General features: G+C 70.1%; 14 protein-coding genes and 1 pseudogene. 11 read left to right on the top strand and 4 right to left on the bottom strand.

Translation table 11 applies throughout. The features are described 5' to 3' along the window. Positions 1–22: 22 nt before the first annotated feature. Positions 23–1,660, bottom strand: coding sequence for a penicillin-binding transpeptidase domain-containing protein (locus AB0915_RS11545; RefSeq protein WP_366690886.1), 1,638 nt, complete (start codon positions 1,658–1,660; stop codon positions 23–25). A gap of 762 nt (positions 1,661–2,422) precedes the next feature. Beyond that, positions 2,423–2,818, bottom strand: coding sequence for a hypothetical protein (locus AB0915_RS11540; protein ID WP_366690885.1), 396 nt, complete (start codon positions 2,816–2,818; stop codon positions 2,423–2,425). A gap of 120 nt (positions 2,819–2,938) precedes the next feature. Between AB0915_RS11540 and AB0915_RS11535 the strand changes: the two genes are divergently transcribed. Then, a complete protein-coding gene (locus AB0915_RS11535; RefSeq protein WP_366690884.1) occupies positions 2,939–3,109 on the top strand; it encodes a hypothetical protein in 171 nt (56 codons plus the stop codon). Here the strand turns inward: AB0915_RS11535 and AB0915_RS11530 are convergent. Then, positions 3,106–4,884 carry a phospholipid carrier-dependent glycosyltransferase gene (locus AB0915_RS11530; protein WP_366690883.1) on the bottom strand — a complete coding sequence of 593 codons (1,779 nt, stop codon included), beginning with the start codon at positions 4,882–4,884 and terminating at the stop codon, positions 3,106–3,108. The two genes, AB0915_RS11535 and AB0915_RS11530, sit on opposite strands and share 4 nt — an antisense overlap. A gap of 53 nt (positions 4,885–4,937) precedes the next feature. On the opposite strand from AB0915_RS11530, the gene rsmI reads away from it, so the two are divergent. From rsmI to AB0915_RS11500, 6 genes and pseudogenes are all read left to right on the top strand, one after another. Further along, on the top strand, positions 4,938–5,831 hold the full coding sequence (gene rsmI / locus AB0915_RS11525) for a 16S rRNA (cytidine(1402)-2'-O)-methyltransferase (protein ID WP_366690882.1): 894 nt from the start codon (positions 4,938–4,940) through the stop codon (positions 5,829–5,831). 159 nt (positions 5,832–5,990) lie between these two features. After that, positions 5,991–6,371: a hypothetical protein gene (locus AB0915_RS11520; protein ID WP_366690881.1), complete on the top strand. Its 381-nt coding sequence runs from the start codon at positions 5,991–5,993 to the stop codon at positions 6,369–6,371. Positions 6,372–6,424: 53 nt separating this feature from the next. Continuing rightward, positions 6,425–7,291 (top strand): TatD family hydrolase, encoded by an 867-nt coding sequence (locus AB0915_RS11515; protein ID WP_366690880.1) that lies wholly within the window; start codon positions 6,425–6,427, stop codon positions 7,289–7,291. A 132-nt stretch (positions 7,292–7,423) separates the two neighbouring features. Continuing rightward, positions 7,424–7,729 (top strand): annotated as a pseudogene (locus AB0915_RS11510) (transglycosylase family protein); the annotation flags it as partial. Next, complete coding sequence (gene rsmA, locus AB0915_RS11505; RefSeq protein WP_366690879.1) at positions 7,726–8,628, top strand: 16S rRNA (adenine(1518)-N(6)/adenine(1519)-N(6))-dimethyltransferase RsmA; 903 nt, start codon at positions 7,726–7,728, stop codon at positions 8,626–8,628. The pseudogene AB0915_RS11510 and the gene rsmA, both read left to right, overlap by 4 nt. Then, positions 8,625–9,518: a 4-(cytidine 5'-diphospho)-2-C-methyl-D-erythritol kinase gene (locus AB0915_RS11500; protein WP_366690878.1), complete on the top strand. Its 894-nt coding sequence runs from the start codon at positions 8,625–8,627 to the stop codon at positions 9,516–9,518. Before rsmA ends, AB0915_RS11500 begins: the two co-directional genes overlap by 4 nt. A gap of 54 nt (positions 9,519–9,572) precedes the next feature. Here the strand turns inward: AB0915_RS11500 and AB0915_RS11495 are convergent, their stop codons facing one another. Further along, positions 9,573–10,214 (bottom strand): lipoprotein, encoded by a 642-nt coding sequence (locus tag AB0915_RS11495; RefSeq protein ID WP_366690877.1) that lies wholly within the window; start codon positions 10,212–10,214, stop codon positions 9,573–9,575. Between the two features lie 219 nt (positions 10,215–10,433). Here AB0915_RS11495 and AB0915_RS11490 point away from each other — a divergent pair, with 219 nt between their 5' ends. The 4 genes from AB0915_RS11490 to AB0915_RS11475 all read left to right on the top strand — a co-directional run bounded on the left by AB0915_RS11490 (position 10,434) and on the right by AB0915_RS11475 (position 18,252). Continuing rightward, positions 10,434–12,251: an ABC-F family ATP-binding cassette domain-containing protein gene (locus tag AB0915_RS11490; RefSeq protein WP_366690876.1), complete on the top strand. Its 1,818-nt coding sequence runs from the start codon at positions 10,434–10,436 to the stop codon at positions 12,249–12,251. A 90-nt stretch (positions 12,252–12,341) separates the two neighbouring features. Continuing rightward, entirely contained in the window at positions 12,342–14,021 is a 1,680-nt protein-coding gene (locus AB0915_RS11485) for a PQQ-binding-like beta-propeller repeat protein (RefSeq protein ID WP_366690875.1), read from the top strand. 438 nt (positions 14,022–14,459) lie between these two features. Continuing rightward, positions 14,460–16,286, top strand: coding sequence for a PQQ-binding-like beta-propeller repeat protein (locus tag AB0915_RS11480; protein ID WP_366690874.1), 1,827 nt, complete (start codon positions 14,460–14,462; stop codon positions 16,284–16,286). Positions 16,287–16,371: 85 nt separating this feature from the next. Further along, the gene (locus AB0915_RS11475; protein ID WP_366690873.1) at positions 16,372–18,252 is read left to right on the top strand and encodes a PQQ-binding-like beta-propeller repeat protein; all 1,881 of its coding nucleotides are present in this window, start codon (positions 16,372–16,374) and stop codon (positions 18,250–18,252) included. Positions 18,253–18,337 lie beyond the last annotated feature (85 nt).

Below are 18,337 nucleotides of genomic sequence, written 5' to 3'. Positions count from 1 at the left end.
TTTCGGGCACCGGGGGAACGTGTCACGGCCCCGCGCGCAGTACCTGGGCCACCACCGGCCCCGCCGCGTCGCCGCCGTGGCCGCCGGACTGGACGACCGCCGCGGCCGCGAGATCGTTGCTGAAGCCGGTGAACCAGCTGTTGGACGTGGCCTGTCCGTCGACCTCCGCCGAACCGGTCTTCGCTCCCTTGTCGCCGCCGACCGAGGCCATCGCCGCCCTTCCGGTGCCCCAGCTCGCGGTCTGCCGCATCATGTTGGTCACCTGCTGCGAGACGGAACGGGGCAGCGAGCGGGACGCGGTGGCGAGCGGACGGCCGTCCAGGTCCTGCGGTACGAGGACCGGCTGCCGGAAGGTGCCGTTCTTCGCGGTGGCGGTGATCGACGCCATGGTGAGTGCGTTCATCTGGATGGTGCCCTGGCCGATGTACTGCGCGGCGGCCTCACCGCCGGCGGCCTCGGGCACGCTGCCGTCGAAGGACGCGACGCCGGTCTTCCAGTCGAGGCCGATACCGAAGACGTCCCGGGCCTCCTTGGCCAGTGCGGCGTCGTCCTTGGTGTCGTCGATGAGCTTGATGAAGGCGGTGTTGCACGACCGGGCGAAGCTGGTGGTGAGCGTGGAGTCCGGGATGGAGAACCCGTCCAGGTTCTGGAACGTGCGGCCCCGGTACATCACGTCCTTCGGGCACTCGATCTTCTGGTTCGCGCCCGTGAGTCCCTTCTCGATCAGCATCGACGCTGTCACGATCTTCATCGTCGAACCGGGCGCCTGCTTGCCGAGCATGGCCGCGTTGAACCCGGTCGCAGGGTTGTTGGCGACTGCGCGGATCGAGCCGGTGGACGGTCGGATGGCGACCACCGAGGCCTGGGTGTACCGCTTGACGGCCTCCTCGGCCGCCGCCTGGACACGCGCGTCCAGCGTGGTCTGCAGCGTGCCCGGCTTCCCCTTGGACAGCGTCAGCAGCGTCTTGTCCGGGGTGTTCTCGTCCGTCGACTCGATCCAGGTCTCGATGCCCGCGGTGCCGCCGGCCTTCTGCCCGTACTTCTCGCGCAGCGTGTCCAGGATCGGCCCCAGCGACGGGTACTTCTCCTTCGTCAGCACCCGGCCGTTGTGGTCGAGCGCCTCGATGGACGGGGCCGACGCCTCGCCTGTCTTCAGCGTTTCGCCGTCCGCCAGGTCCGGATGGATCACGGACGGCTTCCAGTCGATCAGCGCCCGGCCGGTGGTCAGGCCGCGCACGACGGTCAGCTCCGAGGAGTACGACCAGGGCTTGGACTTCCCCTCGAAGTTCACCGTCGCCTTCACGGTGAACGGAACCTTCGAGCCGGTCGCAGGGCCCGGGGTGATCACGGCCTCGGTGACGTGGGCCATGGCGCTGTAGCCACTGAGGGCCGGTTCGGCCTCGACGGCGTTGTTGGTGAGCTGGGACGCCTCGGACGCCTGGCCGGCTGCCCAGGCCTTGAGGAACTTCTTCGACGTCTCGCTGATCTCCGCCTTGCTCGGCGGACCGGTCTTCACCTCGGCGGAGGTGGAGCGTCCGTCCGTACCGCCGCCCCCGCTGCCGCCGAACCCGTCGAGGACGTTGTACGCCCCGTACCCCACCCCGCCGACCACCAGCGCGAACACTCCGCCGATGACAGCGACCTTCGCTCCACTGCGCATCTGTGCAGTCCCCCTCCCCAGGAGGCTCTCTTGAACACGTTCAAGAGAGCGCTTGTGGGCACCTTACGGGACGGTGGCGGCAGCGGGTGCTGTTGTTATCGGAACGCGATCCACAAGGGGATGAACAGGCCGGTCAAATCCAGGTATCCAGCCACATGCGGTTGCGCCAGGAATTCTCTGGAATGGGCGTTCCCGTATACAGCGGCCGGGATCCGCGTGATCGAACACGAGCCGGCCATGCGAGGCGGCAGGCGCGGCGGGCTCCGACTCGCCCAGCCATGTGCGGATGTGACCCGGCTGGAAGGATGGGAGCGGTCGGGTACCGATGTACGGGTAGGCGAGCAATCGCAGCCGCCGTCTCTTCCGGATCTTGCTGGACGCGCGACGTCGCGTATCCCTCCCCTAACCCCTAGGGGCCGGGGGATCCGCGCGCTGATCCGACAAGCCCGGAAGACAGGGAGGCCGCGCCGAGTGGGCAGACGCGCCGGAGTGGCCCGCCACCGCCGCTCCCGAGGAGCTCGCCGCCCGACAAGAACGTGGCCACCGGTCGGGCGCTCGACCCGCGCCGCTCCACCCGTACCACCGCCCGCGACACGGCCGAACTACCGGTCGGCCGGCGCCGCCGAGAGGACCGGGCCCACGGGTGTCAGGGAGTGTCACGCGCAGGTGTCACGCGGGTGTCAGGGCCAGTGTCAGGGCGCGTGACTGACCTGTGACAGTGAAGATTGATCCATTGCCACCGAAGTTTGACCGGTGTCGGTGCTACTCGCTGAGCATGCCGGCATTTCTGCGAGACTTCGATGCTCCGCGGGACAGGTGCGCGAGCAGCTGACCCGCGCCGACGGCCAAGTAGAGCACGACCAGAACCCCGAGTCCGAGGTCGAGCCAGTCATAGGCTGCGCCCCTGAAGAACGAGGCCCACGCCCTGGCCCCCGCGACGGATCCGGCAACCACCAGCAGCACCGATGCCACGGCGTACAGCGCCTTCGCGGCCCTGGGCCGCCGCTCTTTGAGCAGTTCACCACCCGCACCGAGCACGATCAGCGCGGCGAAGGCATCGTGTGGCTCCAGGCGCCCCGTCCCGATCGCGTCCACGATGTTGATCAGAGCGCCGATCGACCCGACGACCAGGACACCTTGGGATATACGGCGGCTCATCGCCCCTCGCCTTGCAGCCAGACTTTGTCGGCAATGAATCAATTTTCGCTGTGAGGTTACCCCGAGATGCGGGGAGTGGTGACAGCAGGTCAGATGGGTCTCATGAGAGGAGCCCAGACGATGCCTGCCCCGAGGAAGTACCCGCTGGAGTTGCGTGAGCGTGCGGTGCGGATGTCGATGTGGGCCGCCTGTGGGTCGTCCAAGGGCGGCCAACGAACACCAACGATGACCAACAACCACCGAGAGGCCGCAGTCATCGACTGCGGCCTCTCGGTGGTTCTGCCCAGCTAGATCCAGGTGTCCAGCCACATCCGGTCCCGCCACGACCCGTCCGGGATCGGCGTGCCCGTGTAGATCGGCCAGAAGTAGATGAAATTCCAGACAATCAGCAGAACCAGTACGCCGGCCGCAACGGTACCCAAGGTCCGGCGCAGCTCACCGGACGGGTCGCCGGACACCAGACCCAGTTCCCGCTTGGTCCCGGTGCCCGCCGCCGGGCCGATCATCGCGCCGATCATCATCGCCACCGCGAGACAGAGGAACGGCACGAAGACGACCGCGTAGAAGAAGAAGATCGTCCGCTCCTGGTAGAGGAACCAGGGCAGCCAGCCCGCCGCCACCCCGCACGCGATCGCACCCGCCCGCCAGTCGCGGCGGAAGAACCAGCGCCACAGCACGTACAGCAGTGCGAAGCACGCGGCCCACCACAGCAGCGGTGTGCCGATCGCCAGGACCTCGCGGGCGCACTTGCCGGTCGCCGAACCCGGGCAGCCGTTCTGCTCCTCGTAGAAGTACGAGACGGGACGGCCCAGGACGATCCAGCTCCAGGGGTTCGACTGGTACGTGTGCCCCGAGGTCAGGTTCACGTGGAACTCGTAGACCTGGTACTCGTAGTGCCACAGGCTGCGCAGCCAGTCCGGCAGCCAGGTCCAGTGGCCGCCTGCTCCGTCGGTCGTCGCCCAGTCCCGGTAGTAGCCGTGGTGCTTGGGGTCGTTCTGGATGATCCAGCCGGTCCAGGACGCGAGGTACGTCAGGATCGCGACCGGCACCGTCGAGACGAACGCCGGCAGCAGATCGCGCTTGATCACCGCCTGGTACGGGCGGACCGCACCGGCCGTCCGGCGGGCGCCGACATCCCACAACACCGTCATCAGGCCGAACGCGACCAGGAAGTACAGCCCGTTCCACTTCGTGGCGGACGCCAGGCCCAGCGAGACCCCCGCGGCGATCCGCCACGGCCGCCACCCCAGCCGCAGCGTTTCCGCGACCTGAGCATCCGGGCGCAGCACGCCCTCCGCGTCGACCGGCAGCGCCGCAGCCAGCCTGCGCCGCGCCCAGTCCCGGTCGATCAGCAGGCAGCCGAACGCTCCCAGCACGAAGAACATCAGCACCAGGTCGAGCAGCGCCGTGCGGCTCATCACGAAGTGCAGTCCGTCGACGGCGAGCAGCGCGCCCGCCAGACATCCCAGGAACGTCGACCGGAACAGCCGCCGCCCGATCCGGCACAGCATCAGCACCGACAGCGTGCCGAGCACCGCCACCATGAACCGCCAGCCGAACGGCGTGAACCCGAAGAGCTGCTCACCGAACCCGATGATCCACTTGCCGACCGGCGGATGTACCACGTAACCGGGATCCGTCGGCACCGGCACCAGCGACGGGTCGGCCAGGATCGACTTGTCGACGTCCTTCGGCCAGGACCCCTCGTACCCCTGCTTGATCAGGGCCCAGGCGTCCTTGGCGTAGTAGGTCTCATCGAATATCACCGCCTTCGGGCTGCCCAGATGCCAGAACCGCAGCACCCCGGCGACCAGCGCCACCAGCAGTGGCCCGCCCCAGGCCGACCACCGCACCAGCCGGTCGGCCGTCGGCGGGGACACCCCCAGCACAGCCCAGAGCTGCTGTCCCGGCCGGGTGTACGGCGGGACCAGCCGTTCTCGCAGCCCGATCACGGACCGGGGCGCATGGCCGAAGCGGCGCAGTCGCTGCTGCCAGGACGACAGCTCTTCACCATGCTGGTTGCCGGCGTCTTGACCCTGCTGGGCATCGGGCGCAGTACTCGTCACCGCGCCATCGTAGGGAACGCGTCTGTGCGACTGCTGTCGCCCGTGCTGGGAGGATGGCTGATGTGACTGGAACGACTGGAACGCTGGTACTCGCAGGGACCCCCATCGGCGATGTGGCGGACGCCCCGCCACGGCTTGCCGCCGAACTGGAGACGGCCGATGTCGTCGCCGCGGAGGACACCCGTCGGCTGCGCCGTCTGACGCAGGCGCTCGGCATCCACACCACGGGGCGTGTCGTCTCCTACTTCGAGGGCAACGAGTCGGCCCGTACACCCGAACTCGTCGAGGCGCTGATGGGCGGCGCCCGGGTGCTGCTGGTCACGGACGCCGGGATGCCGTCGGTCTCCGACCCCGGCTACCGGCTCGTCGCCGCCGCCGTGGAGAAGGACATCAAGGTCACCGCGGTCCCCGGCCCGTCCGCTGTGCTCACCGCACTTGCCCTGTCCGGGCTGCCCGTCGACCGGTTCTGCTTCGAGGGCTTCCTGCCGCGCAAGACCGGCGAACGGCTCGGCCGGCTCCGAGAGGTTGCCGACGAGCGCCGCACCATGGTCTTCTTCGAGGCCCCGCACCGGCTCGACGACACCCTCGCCGCGATGGCCGAGGTGTTCGGCAGCGACCGCCGGGCCGCCGTGTGCCGGGAGCTGACCAAGACGTACGAGGAAGTGAAGCGCGGCCCGCTGGGCGATCTCGCGGTCTGGGCGGCCGAAGGCGTACGCGGCGAGATCACCGTCGTCGTCGAGGGCGCTGCGGAATCCGTGGAGGAACTGGACGCCGCCGAGCTGGTACGCAGGGTGCAGGTGCGCGAGGAGGCGGGGGAGCGGCGCAAGGAGGCGATCGCCGCCGTCGCCGCCGCCGCCGGGCTGCCCAAACGCGACGTTTTCGATGCGGTCGTCGCGGCAAAGAACGCGGCTCGGACCGGCCCAGCAGACGGCAAAGGTCTATCGTGAAAAGCAAAGTGAGAGCCGCGCACCGGCCACTTTTGCCACGAGAGGGCCAAGACCGCTCCAACACTCGACAGGACCTGGTGCGCTCCCGCCGGTAAAGGCGTCCACTGAATCTGGGACGCATTCTCCGGAGTGCTTGTCCGACGGACAAGAGGAGCAGGCATGAGCGAGATCGCAGCAACCACCGTGCATGAGGCGTATGCCTTCGCCTGCATGAGTTGCGGACATGGCTGGGAACAGGTCTACGACATCGAGCACCACACGGACGGCCACGGTCAGCCCTTCGTCGTGTACCGCGTGCAGGGGCAGCTCGTTCCCTCACCGCTGAACCGGCTCACCTGCCTCAACTGCGACGGGCACAAAGTCCGCATCATGCGCGCCGGGCAGGTTTCCTCCATCGCGGAAACCCTGCGACGCCTGAACTTCGCGACCCCGACCGGCGCCACCGCCGGGCCCATACCGTCCTCGGAGAGCGCGTCGGAGCGCGCCCCGCGCCAGTGGCGTTTCGTGCATGCGTTTCGCGCGCGGCAGCGCCGTAAGTAGCGCCGTAAGTGAGGTCCGGGCCCGGTGACGCCGGGCTCTCATAGGATCGCCCTATGAGCTCCAAGGACGCCCCGCCGCTGCCCGAACCTCTTCGGGTACCGGTCGCCGATTCGCACACCCATCTGGACATGCAGGACGCCACCGTCGAGGAGGGCCTGGCCAGGGCCGCGGCGGTGAACGTCACCACCGTGATCCAGGTGGGCTGCGACGTGAAGGGCTCACGCTGGGCCGCCGAGACCGCCGCCGCGCACCCGAGTGTGTACGCGGCGGTGGCGCTCCACCCCAACGAGGCGCCGCGCATCGTGCACGGGGACCCGGAAGGCTGGTCGCGGCAGGGCGGCCGCGAACCCGGCGGGAAGGCGGCACTCGACGAGGCGCTCGCCGAGATCGACCGGCTGGCCGCCCTCGACCAGGTGCGCGGCGTCGGTGAGACCGGGCTCGACTACTTCCGCACGGGCCCCGAGGGCATGGCCGCCCAGGAGGAATCCTTCCGGGCCCACATCGAGATCGCCAAACGGCACGGCAAGGCGCTCGTCATCCACGACCGCGAGGCGCACGCCGATGTGCTGCGCGTCCTCGCCGACGCGGGCGCCCCCGAGCGGACCGTGTTCCACTGCTACTCCGGTGACGCCGAGATGGCCCGGATCTGCGCGGACGCCGGGTACTTCATGTCGTTCGCGGGCAATGTGACGTTCAAGAATGCCCAGCCGCTGCGGGACGCGCTGTCCGTGGCGCCGGTCGAGCTGGTCCTGGTGGAGACGGACGCGCCGTTCCTCACCCCCGCCCCGTACCGCGGACGCCCGAACGCGCCGTATCTCATTCCCGTCACACTCCGTGCCATGGCGGAGGTGAAGGGCGTCGACGAGGACACCCTGGCGTCGGCGATCAACGAGAACACGGCTCGCGCGTTCGATTACTGACGCATCGCGCCATGACGGTGTGCGGTCGCGCCGCTTTGGGGAGTGACGGAAGGGCCATCACCCCCGCGTGGCAGTGAGCTCGAACACGGCGACGAGGTCACCACCGTGCGGCACGGCCGCCCGGTGACCCTCACCCTCGACGGGGTCCGGCGCCGGGTGTGGACCACCGCCGGCACGGTCGACGGCGCCCTGCGCCGGCTCGGGGTGCGCGCCGAGGGGGCTCGTGGCTGCGAGTCCGGCGGCCGGCCCGGGGCGGTCGATGCCAGCGGCACGTACGGCGGGCCGTACCGGTTCGGCATGCAGACCTGGCATGCCCTCGGCGGCAGAGGGCGCCTGCAGGACGCACCGGCGTCCGAGCAGACGTTCCGGGCGAAGAAGCTCTACGTGCAACGGGGGGCGAGCCCACGGCCGCACTGCGGCCGTAGGCTTACCGGGTGAGCAGCACAGAGCCCGACGCCCTCCTGGGGCCCGCAGACATCCGCGACCTGGCCGCGAAGCTGGGCGTACGCCCCACGAAGCAGCGCGGTCAGAACTTCGTCATCGACGCCAATACGGTCCGCAGGATCGTACGGACCGCGGAGGTCCGCCCGGACGACGTGGTGGTGGAAATCGGGCCGGGGCTGGGTTCGCTGACCCTGGCGCTGCTGGAGGCGGCGGACCGGGTCGTCGCCGTCGAGATCGACGACGTGCTCGCGGCGGCGCTGCCCGCCACGGTCGCGGCCCGGATGCCGGGCCGCGCCGACCGGTTCTCGCTCGTCCACTCCGACGCGATGCTGGTCACGGAGCTGCCGGGCCCGGCGCCCACCGCCCTCGTCGCCAACCTGCCGTACAACGTCGCCGTGCCGGTCCTGCTGACGATGCTGGAGCGGTTCCCGACCATTGAGCGGACCCTGGTCATGGTGCAGGCCGAGGTCGCCGACCGGCTGGCCGCCCGGCCGGGCAACAAGGTCTACGGCGTGCCCTCGGTGAAGGCCAACTGGTACGCGGACGTCAAGCGGGCCGGGTCCATCGGCCGCACCGTCTTCTGGCCGGCCCCCAACGTCGACTCCGGTCTGGTCTCGCTGGTCCGGCGCACCGAGCCGATCACGACGACCGCGAGCCGGGCCGAGGTCTTCGCCGTCGTCGACGCGGCGTTCGCCCAGCGCCGCAAGACGCTCCGGGCGGCCCTGGCCGGCTGGGCGGGTTCCGCGCCCGCCGCCGAGGCGGCCCTGGTCGCGGCCGGGATCTCGCCGCAGGCCCGGGGCGAAGCGCTGACGGTCGAGGAGTTCGCGGCCATCGCCGAGAACAAGCCCGCCCTGAAGACCGATGAGGACCAGCCCGCCGGGAGCAACGAGTGAGCGTCACCGTCCGCGTCCCCGCCAAGGTCAACGTCCAGCTCGCGGTAGGTGCCGCGCGCCCCGATGGTTTCCATGACCTGGCCAACGTCTTCCTCGCCGTCGGCCTGTACGACGAGGTGACCGTCACCCCCGCCGACGAGCTGACGGTCACCTGTTCGGGCCCGGACGCCACCCAGGTCCCGCTGGACGCCTCCAACCTCGCAGCCCGCGCCGCGATCGCGCTCGCCGAGCGCCACGGCATCGCGCCCCACGTGCACATCCACATCGTCAAGGACATCCCCGTCGCGGGCGGCATGGCGGGCGGCAGCGCCGACGGTGCGGCAGCGCTGCTCGCCTGCGACGCCCTCTGGTCCACCGGCGCCACCCGGGACGAGCTGCTCGCCATCTGCGCGGAACTCGGCAGCGACGTGCCGTTCTCCCTGGTCGGCGGCGCCGCCCTCGGGATCGGCCGCGGTGAACAACTGACCACGATCGACGTCGGCGGCACCTTCCACTGGGTCTTCGCGGTCGCCGACGGCGGGCTCTCCACCCCGGCCGTCTACGGCGAGTTCGACCGGCTCACCGCGGACACCGACCTCCCCGCGCCGGCGGCCTCCCCGGCGCTCCTCGATGCTCTGCGCACCGGCGACACCCACACGCTCGCCGGTGCGCTCTCCAACGACCTGCAGCCAGCCGCGCTGTCCCTGCGGCCCTCGCTCGCCGACACGCTCGCCGCGGGCACCGGGGCAGGCGCCCTGGCCGCCCTGGTCTCGGGCTCCGGGCCGACCACCGCGTTCCTGGTGGCGGACGCCGAGTCGGCGCGGAAGGTCGCGGACGCGCTGCTGACCTCGGGGACCTGCCGGACCGCGCGCGTCGCGGTGTCCCCGGCGCCGGGCGCCACGGTGCTCTGACCGCGGGTGCCGCCGGCCGGGTCGCGCTCGACCCGGCCGGGGCCCACGCTCGGCTCAGCCGAGCCGCACGCTCTTCTTCGCCAGCTCGTACGCCGGGAGCATCTCCTTTTGCTCCTGGGAGTCCAGCCCGCCGAGGTGCACCACCACCGGTCCGCTCGGGGTGGAGACGGCGAAGGCCCGCTCCTCCTTGGGTTCGTCCAAGAGCTCGTTGCTGACGGTGTAGCCGACCTCGGCCGCGGTCAGGGAGCCGGCCTTCAGATCGGTGTACGTGGCCCGGCCGGCGTTCGGATCGGCGGCCAGGAACGCCTTCAGGACCTGGCGCGGGGTGCTGCCGGTACGGTCCCCCGTCCACACCCGCAGGAAGCCGATGTTCCCGGCGGGCTTCGCATCGATCTCGCAGACGAGCGTGACCGGGCCCTGCTCGGCCAGTCCGCTCAGTGCGTCGTCCTCGACGGCCTGGACGGCCGCCGGCTTCCAGGAGGCCGCGAGGTCGAAGGTGACGGGCAGGGCGCAGTCGGAACCGGGGCCTCCGATACTGCCGCCCTTCGCCGCGCTCTTCGCCGCGGTCCTCAGTTTCGGCGCCGTCCTCTCGCCGTTCCCGCCGTCGTCCGGGGCGGACGACGTGCAGCCGGTCACCGCCACCGACACCGCCGCAAGCACGCCCGTGACCGTGCCCCGTACCGAATTGCGCACCATGGAAGTCCCCTGTCCCCGCCCTTGATCGATCGCCGCACGACAACGGCCTGCCCCACGATAGAGAGTGGGCTCCCGACGCCCTGCGACTGCGTGAGCGGCGTTGTCGTCGAAGCCGCACGACGCCGCTCGCTGATCCACTCCCCATCGTGGGCGAGGCCGTAACCCACCCGCGTGGCGATTATCCTGGGAGGTCGATCGATCCCCCCAGTCAGGAGTGAAATGGCCGTCAATCTGGTCAATGTCGAGCAGGTCAGCAAGGTGTACGGCACCCGTGCCCTGCTCGATGGTGTGTCCCTCGGTGTGTCCGAGGGGGACCGGATCGGTGTCGTGGGCCGTAACGGCGACGGCAAGACGACCCTCATCCGGATGCTCGCCAGGCTGGAGGAGGCGGACAGCGGCCGGGTCACCCACAGCGGCGGGCTGCGCCTCGGCGTCCTCACCCAGCACGACTCGCTCGACCCCGGGGCGACCATCCGCCACGAGGTGATCGGCGACCTCGCCGACCACGAGTGGGCGGGCAGCGCAAAGATCCGCGATGTGCTCACCGGACTCTTCGGCGGGCTCGCCCTGCCGGGCTTCGAGCACGGCCTGGACACCGTCATCGCCCCGCTCTCCGGCGGCGAGCGGCGCCGGATCGCGCTGGCCAAGCTGCTCATCGCCGAACAGGACCTGATCGTCCTCGACGAGCCGACCAACCACCTCGACGTCGAGGGCATCTCCTGGCTGGCCGGCCATCTGCGGGCACGCCGCTCGGCGCTCGTCTGCGTCACCCACGACCGCTGGTTCCTCGACCAGGTCTGTACGCGCATGTGGGACGTTCAGCGTGGCACGGTCCACGAGTACGAGGGCGGCTACAGCGACTACGTCTTCGCGCGTGCCGAGCGGGAGCGGATCGCCGCGACGGAGGAGTCCAAGCGGCAGAACCTGATGCGCAAGGAGCTGGCCTGGCTGCGCCGCGGCGCCCCCGCCCGTACCTCCAAGCCGCGCTACCGCATCGAGGCGGCCAATGAACTGATCGCCGACGTGCCGCCGCCGCGCGACACCAGCGAGCTGATGAAGTTCGCCAACGCCCGGCTGGGCAAGACTGTCTTCGACCTGGAGGACGTGACCGTCCAGGCAGGCCCCAAGACGCTGCTCACCCACCTCACCTGGCAGCTCGGCCCCGGTGACCGGATCGGTCTGGTCGGCGTCAACGGCGCGGGCAAGACGTCACTGCTGCGGGCGCTCGCCGAGGCGGCCCGCACGCAGGGCGACGCGCAGCCCGCTGCCGGGAAGGTCGTCGTCGGCAAGACCGTCAAGCTGGCCTACCTTTCCCAGGAGGTCCACGAGCTCAACCCGAATCTGCGGGTGCTCGAAGCGGTTCAGCAGGTACGGGACCGGGTCGACCTGGGCAAGGGCCGGGAGATGACCGCGGGCCAGCTCTGCGAGCAGTTCGGCTTCTCGAAGGAGAAGCAGTGGACCCCGGTCGGCGACCTCTCGGGCGGTGAGCGGCGCCGGCTCCAGATTCTGCGCCTGCTGATGGACGAGCCGAACGTCCTCTTCCTCGACGAGCCCACCAACGACCTCGACATCGAGACCCTGACCCAGCTGGAGGACCTCCTCGACGGCTGGCCCGGATCGATGATCGTGATCTCCCACGACCGGTTCTTCATCGAGCGGACCACGGACCGGGTGATGGCACTGCTCGGCGACCGAACGCTGCGGATGCTGCCGCGCGGGATCGACGAGTACCTGGAGCGCAGGCAGCGGATGGAGGAGGCGGCCACCCCCTCCGCCGCACCCGCGACGACGAAGGAGAAGACGGCGCCGGCCGCGAGCGTCTCCCCGCAGGCCGCACGTGCGGCGAAGAAGGAACTGCAGAAGGTGGAGCGGCAGCTCGACAAGATGTCGACGCGGGAGACCGCGCTGCACGCACAGATCGCGGAGAACGCCACGGACTTCGAGAAGGTGGCGAAACTGGACGCGGAGCTGCGGGAACTGGTGGCGGAGCGCGACGAGTTGGAGATGCGCTGGCTGGAACTCGCCGAGGACGCCTGACAGCTGGCCAGTGGCCGGTGGCGCTGATGGTGTGTTCGATACGGGTGGTACAAAGGAGGCCCGTTCGACCGCACCAAGGGGGACGTCCCGATGACCTGGCCGCCCGGCCCGCAGCCACAGCAGCCGCAGCCGCCGCAGGGGGAGTTCGGGGCTCCGTTCGAGCCGGTGGAACCCATGCGGCCGACCCAGGGGTACGGCCCGCAGGCCCCGCCCCCGGCGCAGCCCCAGCCCGGTCCGTACGGATACGGATATGCGCCTCAGCAACCGCCGCACTCCGCCGGTCCGCCGGCCGGCGGACCGGGAGGGCGCACCCCCTCCCGGCGCCGCCGCACCGCGTTCGTCGCCGCGGTGATCGCCGTGGTCCTGGTGGCCGGGGGCGGCGTCTGGTTCGCCGTCCGCGGGGGTGACGACGGCGGCAAGCCCGCCGCACACGGCAGCGCCGACGCCAAGCCGCCCGCCGCCTCGCAGCCCGCCCCGCCCGCCGAGGAGGCCGATGCCGTCGACACCTCCGCACCGGTCGGCAAGCTCAACGCCGGGCGCAAGCCGGGCGAGGCCAAGGTCCTCTGGATGCGTGACAATGGCATCGACGTACCCCGGCTCGGCGCCGACGTGTACGGCCCGTGGCTGACCGGGGACACCCTCGCCAAGGGCATGTACCGCACGGTCTCCGGCTACTCCGCCGCCGACGGCACCCGGAAGTGGAAGCTGGACCTTCCCGCCCCCCTGTGCGCCGCGCCGACGCTGCCCACCACCGACGGCAAGACGGTCGTCGCCCTCAACGACAGCATGGCGTCGGACGCGGACTGTGCCGTGCTGCAGATGATCGACCTCACCACCGGCAAGGCGGGCTGGAAGAAGACGGTCGAGCGCAAGGGCGTCGTCGACCTGCTCTCGGACGTCGCCATGGGCATCAGCGGAGACCTGGTCACCTTCGGGCGGGCCGGTAACTCGGTGGGATACCGGGTCAGTGACGGCACGGAGGTGTTCGGTAAGCGGGAGGGCCTCTGCCAGCCGTTCGCGTTCACCAGCGGTCCCCGGCTGATTGCCGCGACCAACTGCCGCACCGACGCCGACACCCAGGACAAGGAGCGGGTCGAGGGGATCGACCCGGCCACCGGCAAGCCGAAGTGGACGTACCGGGTCAAGACCGGCTGGCGGGTCGCGCAGGTCTACTCGACGGATCCGCTGGTGATTTCGCTGAAGAAGGGCGTGGGCGAGAGCGGGGCGTGGGCCATCGTCACGCTGCGGGACAACGGCACCTACCGCTCCCAGATGATCGGCGGCACGAACGAGAACTACGCCGTCACCTGCGACGTGGACCTTGCGGTGAGCGGCAGGAACCTCGACGGCTGCTCCGGGGTCGCGGCCGACGACGACACGTTCTACCTGGCGACCAAACCCGTGACCGTGGACTCCGCTCTCACCAACAAGGTCGTCGCGTTCGACCTGAACACCGGCAAGGCCAAGTGGAGGGCCGCCGCCCCGGCCGGGCAGATCATGCAGCCGCTTCGGATGGACGGCCGGAACGTGATCGTCCGGGTGGAGGGCACGTACCGGAAGGGCGGAGCCGTCGCCACCCTCGCACCGACGGGCGGCGCCCCGACGATGCTGCTGCGGCATCCGGCGTCGGCGTCCAAGGTCGAGAGCTCCTTCGGCGATGCGAGGCTGGTCTATGCCGACGGCCGCTCCATCCTGGTGTGCGCACGCGTCAGCGCGATCAACGACAAGGAGGAGAAGAAGGTGAAGACCGTCATGGCCTTCGGTCCCTGACGGTCCGCGGGTCCACGAGGTCTCTGATGGTTTGTTACGGATTCTTGCGGTCCTGACGGTCCGTCCAGGTTCCTGGCGATACGTGATGATGCGCGACGGTCCTTGATGCGCCGGACGCCCGCCGCCCGAAGTGATGTCAGTGTGCGAAGAGTTGGCACCCGCACATCGAGCGGCGCCCGGTGCGGTGCACTGGCCGCCGTCGTCAGAGGCGCGCTCCGGCTGCGTAACGGCGGCATCACGAGGCGGTTCTCCCTTGGGAACAGGGGATGAACCGACCCGGTGTTCGAATGCGTACGGGTGGTACAAAGAAGCCCCGCTCGACTGTCGTGACGCCGCGGGAACCATGCCCGATTCGCTCCTTTCCGAAGGGAATTCAGCCCTGCGGAATCGCGGGGGAGACCGGAACGGGCACCGGACCGCACGAAGGGGGACGTGCTGATGACCCAGCCGCCCAGCCAGCAACCGCCGCAGGGAGGCTTCGGCGCTCCGCAGGAGCCGCCGCAGGGGAGTCCTCAGCCGCCCGCGCAGCCGCCGCAGATGCCGGCCGCGCCTCCTGCCCAGCCGGGTTACGGCTCTCCGCAGGCACCGGGCCAGGAACCCGGCCAGGCACCCGGCTACGGCCACCCGCAGCAGCCCGGCCCGTACAGCCAGCCGGGCCCGTACGCCCAGCAGCCGGGCCCCTACGGCCAGCAGCCCGGACCGTACGGCCAGCAGCCCGGACCGTACGGCCAGCCGCAGCAGCCCGGTTACGGCCAGCCGCAGCAGCAGTACCCCGGCGCCCCGGTGCCCGGCGGTCCGGCGGGTCCCGGCGGCGGCAACCCCTTCAAGGGCAAGCCCGCAGTGATCATCGGCGCCGCGGTCGCGGCGCTGCTGGTCATCGGCGGTGGCGTGTTCCTCGCCACCAGCGGCGGTGACGACGACAAGAAGCCCGTCGCGCACGGGAGCGCCGACGACCAGAAGGCGAGCGCCTCGCCCTCCGTCAACGAGGGCAACGGGAACGGCGACGGTCGTGACGCCGGCGACGACCTCAACGCCGGGCGCAAGGCAGGCGAGGCGAAGGTCCTCTGGTTGCAGAAGAACGACGTCGACCTGCCGCGCAACGGCTCCGACGTGTACGGTCCGTGGGTCGTCGGCGACACCGTCGTCAAGGGCATGTACCGGGCGATATCCGGCTACTCCGCCGCCGACGGCAAGCAGAAGTGGACGCTGAAGCTGCCCGCGGACCTGTGCGCCGCGCCCGCCCAGGCCACCACGGACGGCAAGATCGTCATCGGGGTCAAGAACGGCACGACCGACAAGGCCGACTGCGCGGACCTGCAGATGATCGACCTCAACACCGGCAAGGCCGGCTGGAAGAAGCCGATCAAGCAGAACGGCATCTGGGACATGATGTCGGACATCTCCCTCGCCATCAGCGGCGACACTGTGACCGTCGGACGCACCGGCAACTCCAACGCCTACCGAGTCAGCGACGGCAAGGAGCTGTTCGGCAAGCAGTCGGGCAACTGCCAGCCGTACGCCTTCGCCGGCGGTACGAAGCTGATCGCCGCCTCCAGCTGCCGCACTGCCGACATCGAGAAGCCCCAGAACCAGATCCAGGAGCTCGACCCGGTCACCGGCAAGCCCAAGTGGACGTACCGCCCCGCCGTGGGCTGGGAGGTCGACCGGGTTTACTCGGTGAGCCCGCTCGTCGTCTCGCTGACCCAGAGAGAGAAGAAGAAGTGGAGCATCCTCGCCATCAAGGAGAACGGCACGCTCCGTTCCCAGCTGGTCGGCGACAAGGGTGACAAGTTCGCGCCGGACTGCGGCAGCGCGTTCGCTATTTTCGGCAAGTCGCTGGAAGGCTGTGTCGGCGTCGCCGCCGACGCCAACACCTTCTACATGGCGACCACGGCCGACTCCAGCGGCACCGCCCGTACGAACAAGGTCGTGGCGTTCGACCTGAACACCGGCAAGCCCAAGTGGAAGGCCGCGGCCCCGGCCGAGCGGATGATGACGCCGCTGCGGATGGAGGGCGGCAACGTGCTGCTCTACCTGGAGGCCTCGTACAACAAGGGCGGCGGGATCGCCACCCTGGCGCCGACTGGTGGTACCCCACAGGTGCTGTTGCAGCACCCGGCGTCGACGTCCCAGATCGAGAGCTCGTTCTACAACCCGAAGATTGTCTACGCGGACGGCCGTTCCTTCATCGCGAGCGGGCGGGTCAGCGCGGCCAACGACAAGGAAGAGCTGGAGACGAAGACCATGATGGCCTTCGGCAAGTGACGGCTCACGCAGGCACCCGACGGACCATGACCGACCACGCCAGGTACCGACCGACCAGCTCCCTTTCCCCCGAGGTACGTACGCCATGACACAGCCGCCCCAGCCGCCCAACGAGCCGCACCAGGGCGGGTTCGGCGCCCCGCAGGACCCACCGCCCGGAGGGTTCGGGGCACCGACCCCGCCGCCCGCCGACGCGTTCGGCAAGCAGCCGGCCCCGCAGCCCGCGTCGCCGCAGACGCCGCCCGCCGGTGGGTTCGGTGCTCCGCAGACGCCGCCCGCGGGTGGGTTCGGTGCTCCGCAGACGCCGCCCGCGGGTCCACCGCAGCAACAGCCCGGCTACGGCTACCCGCAGACACCGCCGCAGCAGCCCGGCTACGGCTACCCGCAGACACTTCCGGGCGGCGGGTACGGCATGCCGCCCGGTCAGCCCCCGCAGCAGGGGTACGGCTACCCGACCGCTCCGATGCAGCCGCAGCATGTGCCCCCACAGCAGGGCGGGAACGGCGGCAAGAAGTTCGGCACCCAGACGCAGATCATCGTCGCCGCGGTGGCCGCTGTGGCGCTGATCGTCGGCGGTGGCGTCTGGTTCTCCTCCAGCGGGGGCGACGGCGGCAAGAAGAAGGAGGCGTCCAACTCCACCGGCACCACCGGTGAGGACAAGGGCGGTTCCGGCGGCGGTCTCGGCGGCGGCAAGGAGAAGGCTCCGGCGAACACCAAGGCCACGGCCGCCTTCCAGCTCCCGGAACCGAAGGTCACCGACGTCACGTCGGTCAACGGTTCCTGGCTGACCGACAAGGCGTTCGTGAAGACCGGCGTGCACGAGATCGTCGCCTACGACAAGGTCAAGGGCACCAAGCTCTGGTCCATTCCGCTGGACGGCCAGCTCTGCGCCGCCTCCCGGCACATGTCCGAGGACTTCAAGACCGCCATCGCCTTCGAGGCGGGCAAGGCGACGAAGGCGAACAAGTACCCGCCGTGCACCCAGGTCGGTGCGCTCGACCTGACCACCGGCAAGCTGATGTGGAGCAAGTCGGTGACTGCCGCCAGCGGCGGTGACGCGCCGATCCGGTTCGACGAGATCACGCTCAGCGGCACCACGGTCGCCGCGGGCGGCACCGAGGGCGGCGCCGCATTCGACCTGGCGACCGGTGCCGAGCGCTGGAAGCCGAAGGTCAGCGCCGACGGGTGCTACGACAAGGGGTACGGCGGCGGCGACGCGCTCGCCGTGGTCCGCAAGTGCGGTACGTACGACGACCCGCAGCTCGTCATCCAGGCGCTGAACCCGACCACCGGAGCCCCGCTCTCCTCGTACAAGATGCCGCCCGGCGTCGAGTACGCGAGCATCGTCTCCACCAAGCCGCTGGTCGTCGCCGCCGACGTCGGCAACACCGCCGGTGACGGCAGCGGGATCTCGGACTTCTTCTCGATCGACGCGTCGACCGGCAAGCTGCTCACCAAGATCGCCGCGGACGGCGCGAAGTACGCCGCCCGCTGCGGCTCCACCGAGGTCGAGACCTGCCAGCATCTCGCGGTCGGCAACAACCGCATCTACCTGCCGACCGAGCAGCACGAGGGGAGTACGGGCGAATACGGCGACACCAACGAGATCGTCTCGTTCGACCTCACCACCGGCAAGCCGACCAGCGACAAGGCCGACGCGGGTGACCGGTACACGATGTTCCCGATCCGTATGGACGGGTCCAACATCATCGCGTACAAGGAGCCCCCGTACGACAAGGGCGGCCAGATCGTCTCCATCGACGGCTCCACCTTCAAGCAGACCGTGCTGCTGGAGAACCCGGCCGACGAGGCCGACCGGGACGCGGAGACCAGCTTCTCCGCGGACTACGCCGAGTTCCTCTACTCGGGCGGCCGGCTGTTCATCTCCGAGACGATGGTGAGCAAGCGGGGCAACAGCTCGCTCGACGCCGATCGGCACCTCGCGGTCTCGTTCGGCGCCGGCTGACGCCGGCGCCGAACCACCACGCACCACGGCCTTGCCGGTCGATCGTCCGACCGGCAGGGCCGTTCGTTTGTCGCCCGGTTCCTGC

Source organism: Streptomyces sp. NPDC048411, assembly GCF_040704695.1.
In the GTDB taxonomy this organism is placed as follows: Bacteria; Actinomycetota; Actinomycetes; order Streptomycetales; family Streptomycetaceae; genus Streptomyces.
This window is presented reverse-complemented; position numbering and strand designations above follow the sequence as displayed.

Excerpts from the sequence above, each read along its gene's own strand:
- AB0915_RS11545 (WP_366690886.1), bottom strand. The coding sequence starts at position 1,660 with ATGCGCAGTGGAGCGAAGGTCGCTGTCATCGGCGGAGTGTTCGCGCTG.
- AB0915_RS11540 (WP_366690885.1), bottom strand. The coding sequence starts at position 2,818 with ATGAGCCGCCGTATATCCCAAGGTGTCCTGGTCGTCGGGTCGATCGGC.
- AB0915_RS11535 (WP_366690884.1), top strand. The coding sequence starts at position 2,939 with ATGCCTGCCCCGAGGAAGTACCCGCTGGAGTTGCGTGAGCGTGCGGTG.
- rsmI (WP_366690882.1), top strand. The coding sequence starts at position 4,938 with ATGGCTGATGTGACTGGAACGACTGGAACGCTGGTACTCGCAGGGACC.
- AB0915_RS11520 (WP_366690881.1), top strand. The coding sequence starts at position 5,991 with ATGAGCGAGATCGCAGCAACCACCGTGCATGAGGCGTATGCCTTCGCC.
- AB0915_RS11515 (WP_366690880.1), top strand. The coding sequence starts at position 6,425 with ATGAGCTCCAAGGACGCCCCGCCGCTGCCCGAACCTCTTCGGGTACCG.
- AB0915_RS11495 (WP_366690877.1), bottom strand. The coding sequence starts at position 10,214 with ATGGTGCGCAATTCGGTACGGGGCACGGTCACGGGCGTGCTTGCGGCG.
- AB0915_RS11490 (WP_366690876.1), top strand. The coding sequence starts at position 10,434 with ATGGCCGTCAATCTGGTCAATGTCGAGCAGGTCAGCAAGGTGTACGGC.
- AB0915_RS11485 (WP_366690875.1), top strand. The coding sequence starts at position 12,342 with ATGACCTGGCCGCCCGGCCCGCAGCCACAGCAGCCGCAGCCGCCGCAG.
- AB0915_RS11480 (WP_366690874.1), top strand. The coding sequence starts at position 14,460 with ATGACCCAGCCGCCCAGCCAGCAACCGCCGCAGGGAGGCTTCGGCGCT.
- AB0915_RS11475 (WP_366690873.1), top strand. The coding sequence starts at position 16,372 with ATGACACAGCCGCCCCAGCCGCCCAACGAGCCGCACCAGGGCGGGTTC.